The sequence below is a fragment of the Massilia consociata genome, from assembly GCF_042432755.1.
Lineage (GTDB): Bacteria > Pseudomonadota > Gammaproteobacteria > Burkholderiales > Burkholderiaceae_D > Telluria > Telluria consociata.
Map to the genome: position 1 here is coordinate 166,058 of NZ_JBHLWP010000004.1, position 16,188 is coordinate 182,245.

Annotated in this window: 15 protein-coding genes; 4 read left to right on the forward strand and 11 right to left on the reverse strand. The window is 65.4% G+C overall.

What is annotated here, in order from left to right:
- Positions 1 to 23: 23 nt before the first annotated feature.
- The 3 genes from ACFFJK_RS03900 (at position 24) to ACFFJK_RS03910 (ending at position 2,909) form a co-directional block, all read left to right on the forward strand.
- Complete coding sequence (locus tag ACFFJK_RS03900; protein WP_379677799.1) at positions 24 to 752, forward strand: type II secretion system protein N; 729 nt, start codon at positions 24 to 26, stop codon at positions 750 to 752.
- 139 nt (positions 753 to 891) lie between these two features.
- Complete coding sequence (locus tag ACFFJK_RS03905) at positions 892 to 2,211, forward strand: Xaa-Pro dipeptidase (protein WP_379677800.1); 1,320 nt, start codon at positions 892 to 894, stop codon at positions 2,209 to 2,211.
- Between the two features lie 563 nt (positions 2,212 to 2,774).
- Positions 2,775 to 2,909, forward strand: coding sequence for a hypothetical protein (locus ACFFJK_RS03910; RefSeq protein ID WP_379677801.1), 135 nt, complete (start codon positions 2,775 to 2,777; stop codon positions 2,907 to 2,909).
- 184 nt (positions 2,910 to 3,093) lie between these two features.
- Here ACFFJK_RS03910 and ACFFJK_RS03915 read toward each other — a convergent pair whose 3' ends face one another.
- The 11 genes from ACFFJK_RS03915 to ACFFJK_RS03965 all read right to left on the reverse strand — a co-directional run bounded on the left by ACFFJK_RS03915 (position 3,094) and on the right by ACFFJK_RS03965 (position 14,068).
- A complete protein-coding gene (locus ACFFJK_RS03915; RefSeq protein ID WP_379677802.1) occupies positions 3,094 to 3,828 on the reverse strand; it encodes a helix-turn-helix domain-containing protein in 735 nt (244 codons plus the stop codon).
- A 253-nt stretch (positions 3,829 to 4,081) separates the two neighbouring features.
- The gene (locus ACFFJK_RS03920) at positions 4,082 to 4,285 is read right to left on the reverse strand and encodes a hypothetical protein (protein WP_379677803.1); all 204 of its coding nucleotides are present in this window, start codon (positions 4,283 to 4,285) and stop codon (positions 4,082 to 4,084) included.
- Positions 4,286 to 4,323: 38 nt separating this feature from the next.
- On the reverse strand, positions 4,324 to 5,658 hold the full coding sequence (gene hslU / locus ACFFJK_RS03925) for an ATP-dependent protease ATPase subunit HslU (protein ID WP_379677861.1): 1,335 nt from the start codon (positions 5,656 to 5,658) through the stop codon (positions 4,324 to 4,326).
- Positions 5,659 to 5,672: 14 nt separating this feature from the next.
- Positions 5,673 to 6,209 carry an ATP-dependent protease subunit HslV gene (hslV, locus tag ACFFJK_RS03930; RefSeq protein ID WP_379677804.1) on the reverse strand — a complete coding sequence of 179 codons (537 nt, stop codon included), beginning with the start codon at positions 6,207 to 6,209 and terminating at the stop codon, positions 5,673 to 5,675.
- 109 nt (positions 6,210 to 6,318) lie between these two features.
- The gene (locus ACFFJK_RS03935) at positions 6,319 to 7,725 is read right to left on the reverse strand and encodes an STAS domain-containing protein (RefSeq protein ID WP_379677805.1); all 1,407 of its coding nucleotides are present in this window, start codon (positions 7,723 to 7,725) and stop codon (positions 6,319 to 6,321) included.
- 133 nt (positions 7,726 to 7,858) lie between these two features.
- Positions 7,859 to 8,311 carry an RNA polymerase-binding protein DksA gene (gene dksA / locus ACFFJK_RS03940; RefSeq protein WP_036246387.1) on the reverse strand — a complete coding sequence of 151 codons (453 nt, stop codon included), beginning with the start codon at positions 8,309 to 8,311 and terminating at the stop codon, positions 7,859 to 7,861.
- Positions 8,312 to 8,548: 237 nt separating this feature from the next.
- On the reverse strand, positions 8,549 to 9,613 hold the full coding sequence (locus ACFFJK_RS03945) for a CobW family GTP-binding protein (protein ID WP_379677806.1): 1,065 nt from the start codon (positions 9,611 to 9,613) through the stop codon (positions 8,549 to 8,551).
- A gap of 165 nt (positions 9,614 to 9,778) precedes the next feature.
- Entirely contained in the window at positions 9,779 to 10,747 is a 969-nt protein-coding gene (locus ACFFJK_RS03950; protein ID WP_379677807.1) for a tyrosine recombinase XerC, read from the reverse strand.
- A 2-nt stretch (positions 10,748 to 10,749) separates the two neighbouring features.
- Positions 10,750 to 11,415: a DUF484 family protein gene (locus ACFFJK_RS03955; RefSeq protein ID WP_379677808.1), complete on the reverse strand. Its 666-nt coding sequence runs from the start codon at positions 11,413 to 11,415 to the stop codon at positions 10,750 to 10,752.
- Between the two features lie 109 nt (positions 11,416 to 11,524).
- Positions 11,525 to 12,805, reverse strand: coding sequence for a porin (locus ACFFJK_RS03960; protein WP_379677809.1), 1,281 nt, complete (start codon positions 12,803 to 12,805; stop codon positions 11,525 to 11,527).
- 213 nt (positions 12,806 to 13,018) lie between these two features.
- Positions 13,019 to 14,068 (reverse strand): porin, encoded by a 1,050-nt coding sequence (locus ACFFJK_RS03965; RefSeq protein ID WP_379677810.1) that lies wholly within the window; start codon positions 14,066 to 14,068, stop codon positions 13,019 to 13,021.
- Positions 14,069 to 14,516: 448 nt separating this feature from the next.
- Between ACFFJK_RS03965 and ACFFJK_RS03970 the strand changes: the two genes are divergently transcribed.
- Positions 14,517 to 16,148, forward strand: coding sequence for a tetratricopeptide repeat protein (locus ACFFJK_RS03970; protein WP_379677811.1), 1,632 nt, complete (start codon positions 14,517 to 14,519; stop codon positions 16,146 to 16,148).
- Positions 16,149 to 16,188 lie beyond the last annotated feature (40 nt).

Below are 16,188 nucleotides of genomic sequence, written 5' to 3' on the forward strand. Positions count from 1 at the left end.
TAAGCAAATAAGCAAGGAACCCGATGAACAAGCGTCTGCCTCTTCTTTTCACCGTACTCGCACTGGTGCTGCTGGCGGCATCCTGCGCGTACTGGTTCCTGCAGCTGTACAAGCCGGAACAGCGCCCGCTGGCGCCGGCCCCGGTCATTGCCCAGGCCGAGCCGAGCCCGGACGCGGCCGCGACCCTGTTCGGCGGCCAGCCGACGGCGATGACGATCTCGAATTACCAACTGACCGGCGTCGTCTCGGCCGGCCGCGACAGCGCCGTGATCCTGGTGGCCGACGGCGCGCCGCCGAAAGCCGTGCGCATCGGCCGCGAGATCGTGCCCGGTGTGACGGTGGCCGAAGTGCACCCGCGCTACGTGATGCTGTCGGAAGGCGGCATCATGAAACGCGTCGACCTGGCGCCCGACACCGGATCGTCGCAGGGCGGCGCGATGCCGCCGCCGCCGGGCCCGCAACCGATGGCGGCGGAGCCGCCGCCGGGCGTCGAGCCGCAGACCGCGCCGGGCGTCGTGGGCGTGCCGCCCCATATGCAGTCGGTGCCGCCCCCGGGCGGCGGGCCGCAGGGCACGCCGACCACGCCGGAAAACGCGCAAGTGGTGCCGGAGCCGGCGATGGACCCGGGCGTGGCCAACCAGGAGGTCCCGCCCCAGCAGCCGCAGCAGCCGCCACCGCCGAACCAGGTGCAGATGCCGCCGGCGACCAGGTCGGTCAACAGCCCGGTGGGGCAGCCCGCACAGCTACAATAAGCAGGGACGCCGCAGGAATGTGGCGTTTTTCTTTTTCAGGTCTACTAATCACTTTCCTCGTGTTTGCATGCAACTGGACGGGTACCGCGCTTGGCGGTATAAAGTTGCTACTTGTCCATATGTAAACGTGAGGAACTCCTTGGCTTCTACCCATCGCCTGACACTGCGCATCGCGTCCTTCTGCATCGCCGCACTCGGCTGGTCCGGCGCGCACGCCGCCGACGTCGTCATCACCGCCGAGCGCCTGCTGGACGTGCGCGCAGGGCGCATGATCCAGCAGCCCGAGATCCTGGTGCGCGACGGCCGCATCGTCAGCGTCAAGTCGCATGCCGGCGCCCCCGCAAGCGCATCCGCCAGCGCACCCACGGCGGGCGACACGGGCACGCGCATCGACCTGCCCGGCATGACCCTGGTGCCCGGCCTGATCGACATGCACGTGCACCTCGATTCCGATCCCACCTACGGCGGCTACAGCTACCTGGAATACAACGACCGCTTCTGGTCGGCGCTGGCCGTCGTCCACGCGGGCAGGACGCTGGACGCCGGCTTTACCACGGTGCGCAACCTCGGCGCGTCCGACTGGAACGACGTCGGCCTGAGCCAGGCCATCGCCGCCGGCAAGGTGCGCGGCCCGCGCATCGTGCCCGCCGCCTGGTCCTTCGGCCCGACCGGCAGCCACTGCGACAGCACCTATTTCCCGCCTTCGATGGAAGAGAAGAACCCGTACAACGCCGACGGTCCGGACGAGGTGCGCAAGTCGATCCGCGAATTGCGCAAGTACGGCGCCCAGGTCATCAAGGTCTGCGCCACCGGCGGCGTGTTCTCGCGCAACACCGAGCCCGGCCAGCAGCAAATGAACTTTGCCGAACTGCGCGCCGCGGTGGAGGAAGCCAATCAGTGGGGCATGCAGGTGGCGGCGCACGCGCACGGCGCTGCCGGCATCAAGGAAGCCATCCGTGCCGGCATCAACACCATCGAGCACGCCAGCCTGATCGACGACGAAGGCATCGCGCTGGCGAAGAAACACGGCGCCTGGCTGTCGATGGACATCTATAACGGCGACTACACGGCGGCCGAGGGCAAGAAGAACGGCGTGCTGGAAGACAACCTGCGAAAAGACCGCGAAGTGACCGAAATCCAGCGCCAGAATTTTAAAAAGGCGCACGCGGCCGGCGTGAAAATGGTCTACGGCACCGATGCCGGTGTGCACCCTCACGGTGGCAACGGCAAGCAGTTCGCGGTGATGGTCAAGTACGGCATGACGCCGCTGCAGGCGATCCAGAGCGCCACCATCAATGCCGCCGAGGCGCTGGCGCGCAAGGATGTCGGTGTGGTCGAGGCCGGCAGGTTTGCGGACATGGTGGCGGTGCAGGGTGACCCGACCGTGGATGTGCGGCTGCTGGAAGCGCCGGCGGTGGTGATCCAGGGCGGAACTGTCGTCAAACGCAGCCTTCCCTGAATCTGGTATTCAAGGTGCGACCGGCTCGAATGGGGCTGCAATCGGCCCCTGGCAATCCCCGAATGGGCGCACAGGATTGGACCAATCAGAAGAAAGTTGAAAATTGAACGAGATCCAGATTCGCTACAACCCTTCCGCTCCGACAATCGGTCGTTTATCTCGACGATCTGGATGTTACCGATGTCATTTTTCTTGCATTCGCAATCTGCCTGTCGGTAGCCGGGGTCGCGATTCTCAGGTGCAGTGGCGAACCCAGCAAGAGATAGGAAAAAGTTCAATTATGGGTTCATGGTCAAGGCCTGCCGTACACTGAACGGCAGAGATCGGCCTAGGCTGTGTAAAAACGCGAAAGTGCCAAGGTGGCCGAAGCGTTCGACCCTCTAGAACGCGCGCTACGGCGTTTTCTCGGTGTAGGGAATGGTAAAGAGACCCCCGAGAACGCGCACATCTCGCGTTTTTACACAGCCTCGGTCGGCTGCTGCCGTACAATGAACGGCCGAGTGCGGCCATATGCCGACTCCGATCAGCGGCAGATGCACCGGTGATCGAAGAAGGAGAGGGGAATGGCAGGACAAGGCGGGCCGGATGAGGAAACTTGGAGCAAGATGACGGTGGGCGAGAAGCGCGCCTACTGGATTTCGATCGCCGCGATATTCTGCATTATCGCGGTGTCAGCGGCTATCCGATTTTTCCGTTGATTGTTACGGGGCGACCAAAAGAGGATTGAAGGGCGCGAGCCGGGTTACCGTCAGCATGGGTCTCGGCACCATCGTGCCCGGCGCCCGGGACGACCTTGACGTCTTCCTCGATCGGATCGACCGCCGCCTGTATCAGGCAAAGTCTGCGGGACGTGACCGGAACTGCGACGCCGAGGCGTAGGCCTTATCCCCGCCGCAGCGCCGTAAACGCCGCAAACTCCCACGACCTGAACCCCACCAGCAGCGTATAGCCGTCGCGCTCGTGCGGCGGCAGGCGCCGGTCGTTGCGGTGCAGGCGCGCCAGTTCTCCCGCCAGCTGCTCGATCTTCTGGGCCAGCTCCTGCGCGCTGGCGCTCGACAGCCGGGCCGGCAGGCACATCAGGGCTTCGCCCGGCCGGTCGAACCTGCCCGCAAAATAATCCGCCACCACATGCTCGCGGAAAAAGCGCTGCACCGGTCCGTCGGGCAGCCAGCGGAAGGCGTTCGATACGCGCAGGCTGTAGCGGTTCAAGGGTTTCAGTTCGATCAAGCCGAGCCGGTCGAGCTCGGCCAGCAGCTTGATGCATTCCGTTTCGGTCAGGCGGTAGGTTTCCAGTACCTGTTCCAGGCTCCAGTGACCGAGGCAGCAGATCGCCATCAGGAGCAGGCGCGGATTGGCCACCAGCGAGGTTTCCTGCGGCAGGGTCAGGGCGTCGGCCTGGGGACGGGCGTCAGCGGCGCGCCGCAGCACGTCTTCCATGGCGATTCCCGTCACCTGGCAGATCTGGGCGAGGCGCGACAGCGCCATGTCCTTCTGCCCGAACATGCGCTTGACGCTCGACTCGCTCACGCCGATGCGCTCGGCCAGGCTTTTATAGGTGATGCCGGTGGCGCGCAGCGCGGCGCGCAAGACGTCGAGGACCTGTTCGGGTGAGCTCATCGATTTTTTTTTGTGGTGGATGCCGACGGCTGACTGTAACCGCGAATGCTGCAGCGAGCAAGGCCGTGGGAGGGTGGACGCGTGGGCGGCGCACACGACGCAGGCTGATCGCATAACAGGGTGCGGCCGCGCCACCTGCGAACCCCGGCATGCGGAGCGTACAAATAAAAAAGGCGGACACGCAAGCGCATCCGCCAAGGGGAAAGTCGGTATAACAGGGAGGGGCTCAGGGGCGGAGTGCCCGGTGGCCCGGTCAGTCATCGTCGTCCGCGACCAGCTTGGCCTTCTTGAGCATGCGCTTGGCCGCCTGCCGCTCGCTGGAGAGCGGCTTGGCGTGGGGCCCGGCCGAACGGGCCTTGGCCAGCGCCGCGATCGGGTTGCGCGGCTTGCCGAAGTTCTGGGACGGCTCGACCCGCAGCCGCATCTTTTGCCGGGTTGCCAGTGCCTTGTTTGCCATCGCCAGTCCTCCTTTTTAAAGAAATTACAGCGCGCGCATTACAGTACGTAGCGCGACAGGTCCTCGTTGACCGCCAGCGCGTCGAGCCGCCCGTTGACGTAGGCCGCATCGATCCGGACCACCTGGTCCTTTTCAAATCCCGCGCTGAACGAGATTTCCTCGAGCAGCTTTTCCATCACCGTGTACAGGCGGCGCGCGCCGATGTTTTCGGTGCGCTCGTTGACGGAAAAGGCGATCTCGGCCAGGCGGTGGATGCCATCGTCCAGGAATTCCACCTTCACGCCTTCGGTGCCCAGGAGCGCCTCGTACTGCTTGGTCAAACTCGCGTCGGTCGAGGTCAGGATGCTCTTGAAATCCTCGATCGACAGCGATTCGAGTTCGACGCGGATCGGGAAGCGGCCCTGCAGTTCCGGGATCAGGTCCGACGGTTTCGACAGGTGGAACGCGCCCGAGGCGATGAACAGGATGTGGTCGGTGCGGATCATGCCGTACTTGGTGTTCACCGTCGTGCCCTCGACCAGCGGCAGCAGGTCGCGCTGCACGCCGGCGCGCGAGACGTCGGCGCCGCCGTGCTCGGAGCGGGTGGCGATCTTGTCGATCTCGTCGAGGAACACGATGCCGTTCTGCTCGACGTTGGCGATCGCCTTCTGCTTCAGTTCGTCCTCGTTGACGAGCTTGGCGGCCTCTTCGTCGACCAGCAGCTTCATCGCTTCCTTGATCTTCATCTTGCGCGGCTTCTTGCGCGCGTTGCCGACGCCGGCGAACATCGACTTGATCTGTTCGGTCATTTCTTCCATGCCCGGCGGCGCCATGATCTCCATCTGCGGCATGGCGTCGGCGACGTCGATCTCGATCTCGCGGTCGTCCAGCGCGCCTTCGCGCAGGCGCTTGCGGAAGGTCTGGCGCGTCGCGTCGCCTTCCTTGTTCTCGCTGCCGCCGGTGTTGAAGCCGAAGTCGCGCGCCGGGGGTACCAGGATGTCGATGATGCGGTCTTCCGCCGCATCCTCGGCGCGCTGGCGCACCTTCTTCTGCTCGCTGGCGCGGGTCTGCTTGACGCCGATGTCGATCAGGTCGCGGATGATGGTGTCGACGTCGCGGCCGACGTAGCCGACTTCGGTGAACTTGGTCGCTTCGATCTTGATGAAGGGCGCATCGGCCAGCTTGGCCAGGCGGCGCGCGATCTCGGTCTTGCCGACGCCGGTCGGGCCGATCATGAGGATGTTCTTCGGGGTGATCTCGTGGCGCAGCGGCTCGGCGACCTGCTGGCGGCGCCAGCGGTTACGCAGCGCGATCGCGACCGCGCGCTTGGCCTTGCCCTGGCCGACCACGTGCTTGTCCAGTTCCGAGACGATCTCGGGCGGCGTCATGTTCATGATGGGGGACTGGTTCATTCCAGGGTCTCGATGATGTGGTTCAGATTGGTGTAGATGCACAGCTCGCCGGCGATGGTGAGCGCCTTCTTGACGACGTCGGCCGGCGGCAGATCCGTGTTCTCGTACAGGGCTTTCGCAGCCGAATGGGCATACACGCCACCCGAGCCGATGGCGCCCAGGCCGTCTTCTGGTTCCAGCACGTCGCCGTTGCCGGTGATGATCAGGGTCGATTCCTTGTCGGCCACCAGCAGCATCGCTTCCAGCTTGCTCAGCATGCGGTCGGTGCGCCAGTCCTTGGCCAGTTCGACCGAGGCGCGCAGCAGGTTGCCCTGGTGCTTCTCCAGCTTGGCTTCGAAGCGGTCGAGCAGGGTAAAGGCGTCGGCAGTGGCGCCGGCGAATCCGCACAGGACCTTGCCCTGGTACAGCTTGCGCACCTTGCGCGCCGAGCCCTTCATGACGACGTTGCCCAGCGTGACCTGGCCATCGCCGCCCAGCGCAACCTGGTTGCCGCGCCTGACACTGACGATGGTGGTGCCGTGAAATTGTTCCATATTAAGCCTCGTGGTTGTCTAGCCCCCCGCAGATGGGGTGGGTGCATCAAATTGCAAGACAATCCCGCCTAAAAACTGTCGGGCAGGCAAAACCGAACCGCGGCAGTTCCTAGTAACGGTGCGGGTAAAGACGGATGCGATCGTCGCCCCCGTCGTTGCCGCCGCCACTGCTGTAGCCGAGCAGGCGCAGCAGGGCACAAGCGAGATGGTTCAGTTCGCGCAGCTCGACCCGCCGGCCCGCTTGCGTCTGCACGCGCAGCCGTCCCTGCAGCGCCATCGCGCAGGCGTAGTCCATGCGCGCCAGGCGCGAGCAGTCCAGCACCAGGGTCTCGCGTCCTTCGGCGTAGGCGTCGATCGCATCGAACAGCGCGGCGCAGTCGCCGCTGGCGATCGGCGGCAGCAGGAAGCGGTCGCCCGCCACCGGAGCCGGCGCGGCCGTGCTCACGTGGCGCGGCTTTTCGAACGAGGGCGGCGACACCTCGAAGGTGACGCAGTAATCCATGGCCGATTCCTCGAAATCCTTCTCGCGGTCGGTGAGCAGCAGCAGTTCGAGCAGCAGCAGCCAGGGCGCTTCGCCGGAGCCGCGCTCGCCGACGGCCAGCATCGGGCGCAGCACGGCCAGCAGGGTGTCGGCGCCGGCCAGCACGAGTTCGCGTTCGCTGTTGCGCAGCGACTGCAAGGCATTGAGCAACTGCGCGCAGCCTTCGGTGTCGGCACTGCGCACGGCGCCGGCGTCGACGCGCACCAGCGGCGAGCTGGAGGCGAGCAGGCGTTGCAGGCGCGGAGCGACTGCGCTGTCGAGCACAGGGGGAAGGACTTCCGCCGTGGCCACGCCGGCCAGGGGCGCCGGTTCCGACGCCGGCAGCACGGGTTGCCAGGCCGGTGGCGAGGTCTCGAAATGGCTGGCGTAGTCGATGGCGATGCTTTCGAACTCCGCTTCGCGCCCGGTTGCCTGGTACAGGTCGAACAGCATCCACCACGGCAGGCGTTCGCCTCGCCCGAGGGTGGCGAGGCTGTCGCGCAGCACTGCTTCGGCGGCGGCGGCCTGGCCGTTGGCATACAGGATGGCGCTTTCCTCGACGGCCGGGGCACTGGCGGGCGTCGCCGCGGCATCGGGGAGTTCGTCGGCGGCGTCGACAGCGGCGACCGGCGCTGGCGCGCTGGCCGGGGTGGCCGCCGGGCGCCGCGCCGCGCTGCCCCAGGCCGGCTCGTCATCGAACATGTCGGAGGCCATGGCCAGCTCGATCTCGTCGATCTTGGCCGCGGTGGCGCGGGCGATGGCGCGCTGGCGCTCGCGTTCGGCTTCACTGTCGAGGCGCGAAGGCTCGCCCGCGCGCAGGCGCGACCCGAGCGCAGCGAGGGCATCCTCGCCAGGCGCGTCGTTCTTTTTCTTCAGGAAGGAGAACAGCCCCATGGTCGCCAGTGGATAAATAGACAAGTCCGCAACGTGCATGACGGTAGCACGGCTGCGGTCGCCGCGTACTGCGCACACGCCCGGCAGCATGCGTGCCAGCATGCGCCTGCTAGTGTATCCGATGGGAAACGAAAAAGATGCATGCCGCGCATGCAGGACACTGCGTGGCCGGCAAAAGAAAAAGGCATGCGCCTGGCGGCGCATGCCTTTCACGAGCAATGTTGGAAAGAGTGGATCAGTCGCCGTACAGCTTCTGCTTCAGTTCGCGGCGCTGCTGGGCTTCCAGGGACAGGGTAGCGGTCGGGCGGGCGATCAGGCGCGGGATGCCGATCGGTTCGCCGGTTTCTTCGCACCAGCCGTATTCGCCGTTTTCGATGGCCTGCAGCGACTGTTGCACTTTCTTGAGCAGCTTGCGTTCGCGGTCGCGGGTGCGCAGTTCCAGCGCGTGCTCTTCTTCGATGGTCGCGCGGTCGGCCGGGTCCGGCACCAGCACGGTTTCGCGCAGGTGCTCGGTGGTTTCGCCGGCGTTCTTCAGCAGTTCTTTTTCAAGTTCCTGCAGCCGGTTGCGGAAGAACGCCAGCTGGGCTGGATTCATGTAGTCGTCGTCGCTCATCGCCCGAATTTCTTCTTCCGTCAGAAGGCGTTCTTCGAGCTGCGCGGCGGTATTCGGTTTCGTTGTTTTAGTCATGATGCCTTCGATACGACAGAGGTTTTCATTTTAGCAGCAAACTCAGCCTTAACAAGTTTGCAACAAGTTGTGTGCGGCGAGAGAGCCGCCCGGACGGCCATCGCCGTCGTTCACTGCCTGTTCCAATCCGGTGGGGCCCGGGGTGGAACGATGCCCGGATGCGCAGTGCGCCCGGCCTGCCAACTGTCGTGGCAGGTCGTTAGGCGGGCCCGGACGTGCCCGCAAAACTGATGTAGTTTATACCAAACACTGTTCAAGTCCGCGGATAAATACGTCTTTTGGTAAATTTTTACCAATAAACACCATTTTGCTGCCGCGTGGTTCGCCATCGCCCCACTTTGCGCCGAGGTCGCTGCCCATGATTTGATGCACGCCTTGGAACACGACCTTGCGGTCGGCCCCGAGCATCGACAGCACGCCCTTGTAGCGCAGCATCTGCGGGCCGAATACCTGCACCATGCTGCCCAGGAACTGGTCGAGGCGCTCCGGGTCGAAGGCGCGTTCGCTCTTGAAGACGAAGGCGGCGATGTCGTCGCTGTGGTGGCTGTGGTGGTGGTCGTGGTGGTTGCAGGCCTCGCCGTGCGCATGCTCATGGCCGCAGTGTTCACCGTGTTCATGGTCGTGATCGTGGTCGTGGCCTTCGTCGGCGCGCAGGAAGTCCGGGTCCAGCTCCAGCTTGTCGTTCAGGTTGAAGCCGCGCAGGTCCAGCACTTCCGAGATCGGCGCACGACCGAAATCGCTGGTCGTGATCGGTGCGCGCGGATTGATGCGGTGCAGGCGCGCCTTGAGGGCGTCGACGGCGGCGGCATCGACCAGGTCGGTCTTCGAGAGCAGGATCTTGTCGGCGAAGCCCACCTGGCGCTGGGCTTCCTCGTGCCGGTCCAGCTGGTCCATCGCATGGCGTGCGTCGACCACGGTCACCACGGCATCGAGCATGTAGTTAGCGCCCACTTCCTCGTCCACGAAGAAAGTCTGCGCCACCGGGCCCGGGTTGGCAAGGCCGGTAGTTTCGATGACCACGCGATCGAACTGCAGCTCGCCGGCCGCGCGCTTTTGCGCCAGGTTCGTGAGCGCCACGATCAGGTCGCCGCGCACGGTGCAGCAGATGCAGCCGTTGTTCATCTCGACGATCTGCTCGCCGGTATCCCGCACCAGGATTTCGTTGTCGATGTTTTCCTGGCCGAACTCGTTTTCGATGACGGCGATGCGCAAGCCGTGCTCCTCGTGCAGGATACGGTTGAGGAGGGTGGTCTTGCCCGCGCCAAGGAAGCCGGTAAGGATGGTGCTGGGGATGGGTTCCATATTCTCTAATCAGTCCGGTTGCGCCCGCGCCGGGGCGGGAGAATCGGGGGATTATGCCGGATTTCTTGCAACACCACCATCAACCGTGCAACGTCTTGACGCGGCTCAGATCGTATTCATCTTGAACACAGCGCGCATGCGCGATGCGACCGCTACCGTGCGGGACTACTTTGCCTTGGCGCGGGGATGGGCCCGGTCGTACACGGCGGCCAGGTGCTGGAAGTCGAGCGCGGTGTACACCTGGGTCGAGGTGATGCTGGCATGGCCGAGCAGTTCCTGTACCGCCCGCAGGTCGCCCGAGGATTGCAGCACGTGCGACGCAAACGAATGACGCAATACGTGCGGGTGCACATGCACCGGCATGCCGGCCCGTAGCGCGTGCTGCTTCAGGCGGTGCTGGACCACGCGCGGCGTGATGCGCACCTCCCGTGCGGACAGGAACAGCGCGGCGCTGCCGTCGCGCGCTGCCGGACGCACCGCCAGCCAGGCCGCCAGCGCCGTACGTGCCGGCGCGCCGACCGGTACGCGCCGCATCTTGCCGCCCTTGCCGGTGACGACGACGTCGCCGGCCTGCAGGTCGAGCCAACCGAGCGATGCCGCTCGTCCCGTGGCGCTGTCGCCTTCGGTGTAGACCATGTCGAGGCCGGCAAGTTCCGATACCCGCAGGCCGCTCGAGTACAGCAGCTCGAACATGGCGCGGTCGCACAGTTCGCCCGGTTCGGGGTGGCCATGGGTGTTGGCTTCCATCAGCCTCACGGCGTCGTCGACCGACAGGGCCTTGGGCAAGGTCTTGGGGCGGCGCGGCGCGCGCACGCCTTCGACCGGATTGCCGGGCAACTCGACCTGGCGCGACAGCCAGGCATAGAAGCCGCGCCAGCCCGACAGCCGGCGTGCGATCGAGCGCGGCGATTGGCCGCCGGCATGCAGTTTCGCCGTGAAGCGGCGGATGTCGTGGTGGGTCAGTAGCGGCCAGTTCTCGTGGCCGGCAAGCTGGGCCAGTTCCTGCAGGTCGCGGCGGTAGGCCGCGATGGTGTGCGGCGACAGCTGGCGCTGGGTGGCCAGCTCGCCCAGGTAGCGTGCGGGCCAGTCGTTTCGAGGCTGCGATTGCGACTGCATCTGCGCCGCCGTGTCCATGTTCAGGCGCGCAGCGGGGCCAGCGCAGTGCTGGCGGTGGCCGCGATGTGGACCAGGAAGTCGGTCGCCATGGTCGAGGTGAAGCGCTCCGCATCCGGCGCGCCGAGCACCAGCAGGCCGAAGGTCTTGCCCTCATGCACGAGCGGCATCAGGACGGTCGAGCGCACCGAGGCCGCGTCGTCGAGCCAGCGCACCGCTTCGAAGTCGTTGTTCAGGCCGCAATACGGGGCGCGCAGGCTGGCCGCGAACAGGCGCGCGTCGCTTGAGACGCCGCTGGCAAACCAGGCGTCGGCATGTTCCGGTGCCACATTCCACAGGCGCAGGGTCACTTGCGGCACCATGAACTCGGTGCGCAGCGCGTCGACCAGGTCGCGCGGCATGGCGGCGCCGCCATCCGATCTGAGAAGGGCCTGGTTCCACGCATGGAAGCGGTTGGCGATCGCATGGTTTTCCTCGGCGCGGCGGGTCAGCTCGGACAGGCGCAGCTCGAGGGTGCGGTACTTGCCGCGCATGACCTCCATCTGGCGCTCCTGCAGCGACACGGTGCGGCCGGTCAGCGGGCTCGACAGTTTTACTTCGCCCAGCAGGCCGGCGTGCTCCTCGAAAAATTGCGGGTGGTCGATGAGGTATTGGGCGACGGCCTTGGCGTCGAGCGTTTCAGTGGTCATGAGGTGCTGATCAAGGAGAAAGATTTGGCTGTCATTTTACCTGACGGCTAGAAACCGGCAGACATAAAAAAAGACGCCCGCAGGCGTCTTTTGGAAAGGGTGTGAACCCTTAGAAGCGGTGGCGCACGCCGATCTGCAGCGAACGGCCGTCCGCGCCCGGCGCTTCGGTGAAGCCGCCAGGGTTGCCCGAGGTGCCCGGCGAGTACTGCGCCAGGCCCTTGTTCTTGATGAAGGCCGCGACGGTGTACACGTCGGTGCGCTTCGACAGGAAGTGGTCGTAGCCGATCGCGTACAGGTTGGCGTCGCTGTTGGTGGGGGTGCGGTCGTTCTGGTGCGCGTACTGCGCCATGATGCGGCCGCTGCCCACCTTGTAGTGCGCGCCGACCTGGTAGCTGTTGGCGTCCTGCTGGGTGTTGTTGCGGATGGCGTTCAGGAAGATGTTGCGCAGCGCAGCCTGGTTGGCTGCCGGCACGCCTTGCTGGGCCAGTGCCGGCACCACGCCCGCATCCCAGCCGGCGGTGTAGTCGGCGATCAGGACCGAGTTGCTGTTGCGCTGGCTGTGGAAGCCGGCGAACAGTTTCCAGGTCTCGTTCAGCTGGTAGGAGCCGCCCACGGTGGTGGTGCGCAGGCTCGGACGGTTCTGCTGGTCGTAGCCGTGGTTGTAGCCGATGCCGACGTCGAAGCCGTTGGCCGTGTAGGTGAGGGCGCCGGCGCGGAACTTGTTGTAGCGGCCCAGGTAGCCCGAACCCTTCGGACCATACATCAGCGAACCGCCGATGCCGTTCGGCAGGGCGATGCGGTACTGGATCGCTTCCTGCGAGCGGATGTCGGCGCCCAGCGCGGTGAAGCCGGCGGTGCCGCCGGTCACGTGGCCCCAGGTGCCACCGGTGCCCGACTCGAAGGTGTCGGCCTTGTTGAACACTTCATAGCCCGGGGTGTACATGCGGCCGAGCAGGATGGCGCCGACCGGAGTGATCAGGCCGACCATCGCGGTACGGTCGAACAGGGCGCGTTCCTGGTTCACGGCCGGACCACCCGGCGGCTGGATCAGCGATTGCAGGCGCGAGAGGATGGTCGGCGGGATGCCGTTCATGCCGCGCAGCAGGTAGGTGCCCGGATTGTCGTTCATCAGGGTCGGCTGCTGGGTGCCGGTGTCGAGTTCGACGCGCGCTTCGAGGTTGAAGATCGCCTTGTAGCCGTTGCCGAGGTCTTCGGTGCCCTTGAAACCAAGGCGCGAGCCGTCGGCGCCACCGCTATAGATCTTGGTCGGGCCGCCTTTTTGCCACATCACGCCGGCGTCGGCGATGCCGTAGATTTGCACGCTGGACTGCGCGAAGGCCGAGGTTGCGAAACAGGTGCCGAGCAGCGCGGCCAGGATACTCTTCTTCATTGCATCTCCAATGTTATTTTGCGAACGAGCGTTTTGTTAATCGCCTTGCCAATATGCCATTGCACGGCCGCACTGTACAGATTCTGGACGCGCGTATTGCCGGTGCCTTGACAGGCGTTGCTTAAAAACTACAGAAAATCGGTTGAAACAGCCGGGGCGGGCATGGTTGCCCATGTCCGCCCCGAAAAAGGGGCCTTGCGGCCCGCGTTCAACTTAGAACGAGTGGTTCACGCCCACGTCGTAGTGGTTGACGGTCGACTGCAGGGCGTTGATGCCCTTCTTGCGCGATGCGTCCACGTACAGGTAGGTACGCTTCGACAGGCTGTACTCGTAGCCGAGCGACAGCTGCTTGACCTTCTGCAGGCCGTCGACGTCCTTCTGGCCGTAACCAGCCAGGAACTTGCCCGGGCCCATGGTGTAGTTGGCGCCCAGCACCCATGCCTTGGTGTTGGCGTTGACGATGCGGGTGTTTTCCTGGTCCTGCTTGGAATACAGGCCCATCAGCTTCAGTTCCGGGGTCGCTGCGAACGACGCGCCGATCGACCACACCTTCGATTCGATGGCGTTGCGCTCGTAGCCGGCCATGAAGGCCGCCGGGCCGTTGTTGTAGGTACCGGTGATCGAGAACGGGTTGGCCGATGCTTCGCCGCCCGCCGGGTACTGTGGGTTGGCCGTGGTGCCGCGGCCGACGATGGCAGCGGCGCCGCCGCCTTCCTTGGTGGCGATTGCGGTGTTCAGCTGGAAGCCGCTGACGATCGGCGAGTTGTACCAGACGCCGTTCGAGAAGCGGTTGTTCGAGTAGCCGGCCTGGTCCAGCGGCTGCGAGCCGTAGCCTGCAACAGCGATGTCGGTCCAGAAGCCAGCCGGGCTCGGCGAGGCGTGGAACGGCTCGAAGGCGCCGATGGTCTCATGGTACGGCGTCAAGCCGCGACCAATGCGAACCATACCGAAATCACCTTGCAGGCCGACACGGCTCTGGCCCTGGAACAGCGGACGCTGGGTGCCGTTGCCGCCGATTTCATTGGTGCCGGTGTCCGGCTCGTAACGCATTTCCAGTTGGAACAGTGCTTTCAGACCATTGCCCAGGTCTTCGGTCCCTTTGAAGCCGAGGGTGTTCGAAGCACGCTTGCCGATGTTCAGGGTCTCGCCACTGCGCTTGATGACGCCAGCGTCGATGGTGCCGTAGATCTGAACAGCGGTCTGTGCTTGTGCAGCGCCGGCGAATGCGCCGAGCAGTGCGACGGCCAGGAGGGAGTGTTTCATTATTTGTATTCCTTTTCTTAAGTGAATCTCAGTCATCCTGGGCATTGAGACGGTAAGGCTGAATACCCGGATAAGCTGCACCTTAAATGCTTGAGTCGTCAAGATTGTAGGTTTGGTCAATTATGACGGGCGCAGTTGGTGGAAAGCCAATAAATCCAATCGTGCTGTTGTATTTTTGAAACGCGTGTCATGAAAGATGTCACAAATTCGGCGCTAATAGAGTTCAGTTCGCTATCTGGACGGTTTGCGCCGCCTCAAGGAAGAAGGGGATTGAATCGGAGCGGCGGCAAGGGCGGCTTAGACTCTGCGTCAACCAAGGTGCGCGGCGACGGGAAATCGGAAATCCTTGTATATTGGAAACTTTGGGGTGAGGGCCGGCATGGATGCCGCCCGCGATCCCAGCCTTCCGCTTCGCGCCGCGCTGACATCCACCCCACGACACGACACGATGGCTAACCGCGAAGAACTGGCGATCATCCGCAACGCACGCGCCGGACAGGCCGCCGCCCAGCTCGAACTGGGCAAGCTCTACCTGTTCGGCAGCGCCGGTTTGCCGCAAAGCCTGCCGACCGCGCTGCACTGGCTCGAGCGGGCCGCGCGGCAGGACTGCCAGCAAGCCTGGCAACTGATCGGCAACCACATCCCCCTCGGGCTGGCGCAGCGCAGCGCGCATTCGCTCGCGACCTGGTACGAGCGCGCCTACGACGACGGCAGCGTGCACGCCGGACTGGTGTTTGCCCAGCTGGTGCTCGACGCGGCGGTGCCCGACGGTACCGGCGCGGCGCTCGATGCCGTCCCGGAGGCGCTGCGCGCCAAGGCCCTGCGTGCGCTCGAAGAGGCGGCGCGCGCCGGCTTCCCCGACGCCCAGTGGCTGCTGGCGCGCCAGCACGAAGCGCCGGCGCAGCCGCTGCAGAGAGCGGATGGCACCGGCACGGCGCCGGTGCGTCCGGCGGCGCAAGCCTGGCTGAAGCGCGCTGCCGACAGCGGCGTGGCCCAGGCCCAGCTCGCCGTGCTCGACCAGGCATGGGAGGCCGGCCAATGGAACGATTACCTGGCGCGCGCCCTGCCGCTGGCACGCGCACTGGTGCGCACGGCCTCCGGCAACGACGGGGTACACCGGCTGGCACCGGGCGACATCGCGCTGCTGTCGCGCGTGGCACGCCTGCTCGAAGGCGGCCAGCACGACCTGGCGCTGGCGCCTGACGAGCCGCTCTGCTTCTGGGAGCTGGCGGCGGCCGAGCACGACCGCCATGCGCAGTTGGCGATGGGGCTGCGCTGCGCGCGCATGGAGGTCGACGGACGCCGTGTCGCCGGGGGCAGTGGCGCGGCCAATTTCAAGAAGGCGATCCGCTGGCTGACGCTGGCGGGAGAGCAGGGGCTGGCACAGGCCTGGTATGCCCTGTCGCGCATCTATATCAAGCCCGAGTTCTCACAGCGTAATGTCGCCGATGCCCAGCGCTACCTCGAACGCGCGGCCGAGATGGGTTACCGCGAAGCCCAGCTCGAATGCGGTAACAATGCCTGGCGGGCGCGCCGCGAAAACGAGAACAATGACGTGCGCGCCGTCTACTGGCTGCAGAAGGCGGCAGCCCAGGGGGCGAGCGAGGCGGTGGAGCTGCTGCGCAAGATCGCGCCGCGCCTGTCCACGCCCCCCTACGTCGACACCGGCAAGCTGCTCGCCAAATGCCATGAGCTCGGCCGACGGGATGCCGGCCACCGCGACGGCGGGCCGGCCCATCCGCTGCTGGCGGCGCGGCTGGAGCTGGCGGCGCTGTTCAACCTGTCGCGGGCGGAAGCGCTGCTGCTCGACATTCCCGCCGCCGACCACGGCCACTGCCTGGTGATCGACATTCGCGCCAGCTATGGGCGCAGCAAGCGCCGGCTGGTGCTGGTCGAGACGGCGCAGGAGCGCCATGCGCTCGACCGCATCGCGCGCCTGTTCGAAGGGATCGATTGCGGCCCGTCCGGGCCGGAAGGAAATTACCGGCAGCGCCTGTACCGGTTGCGGACCTTGCTGGGCGCCGCAGCAAAGGATGGCGAGGGCGAGGAGCCGGCGGCCGACTTCGGGCTGGCCGCCTGAGGCCGCCCGTCGACGACAAAAAAATGGCTGGGCAAATGGC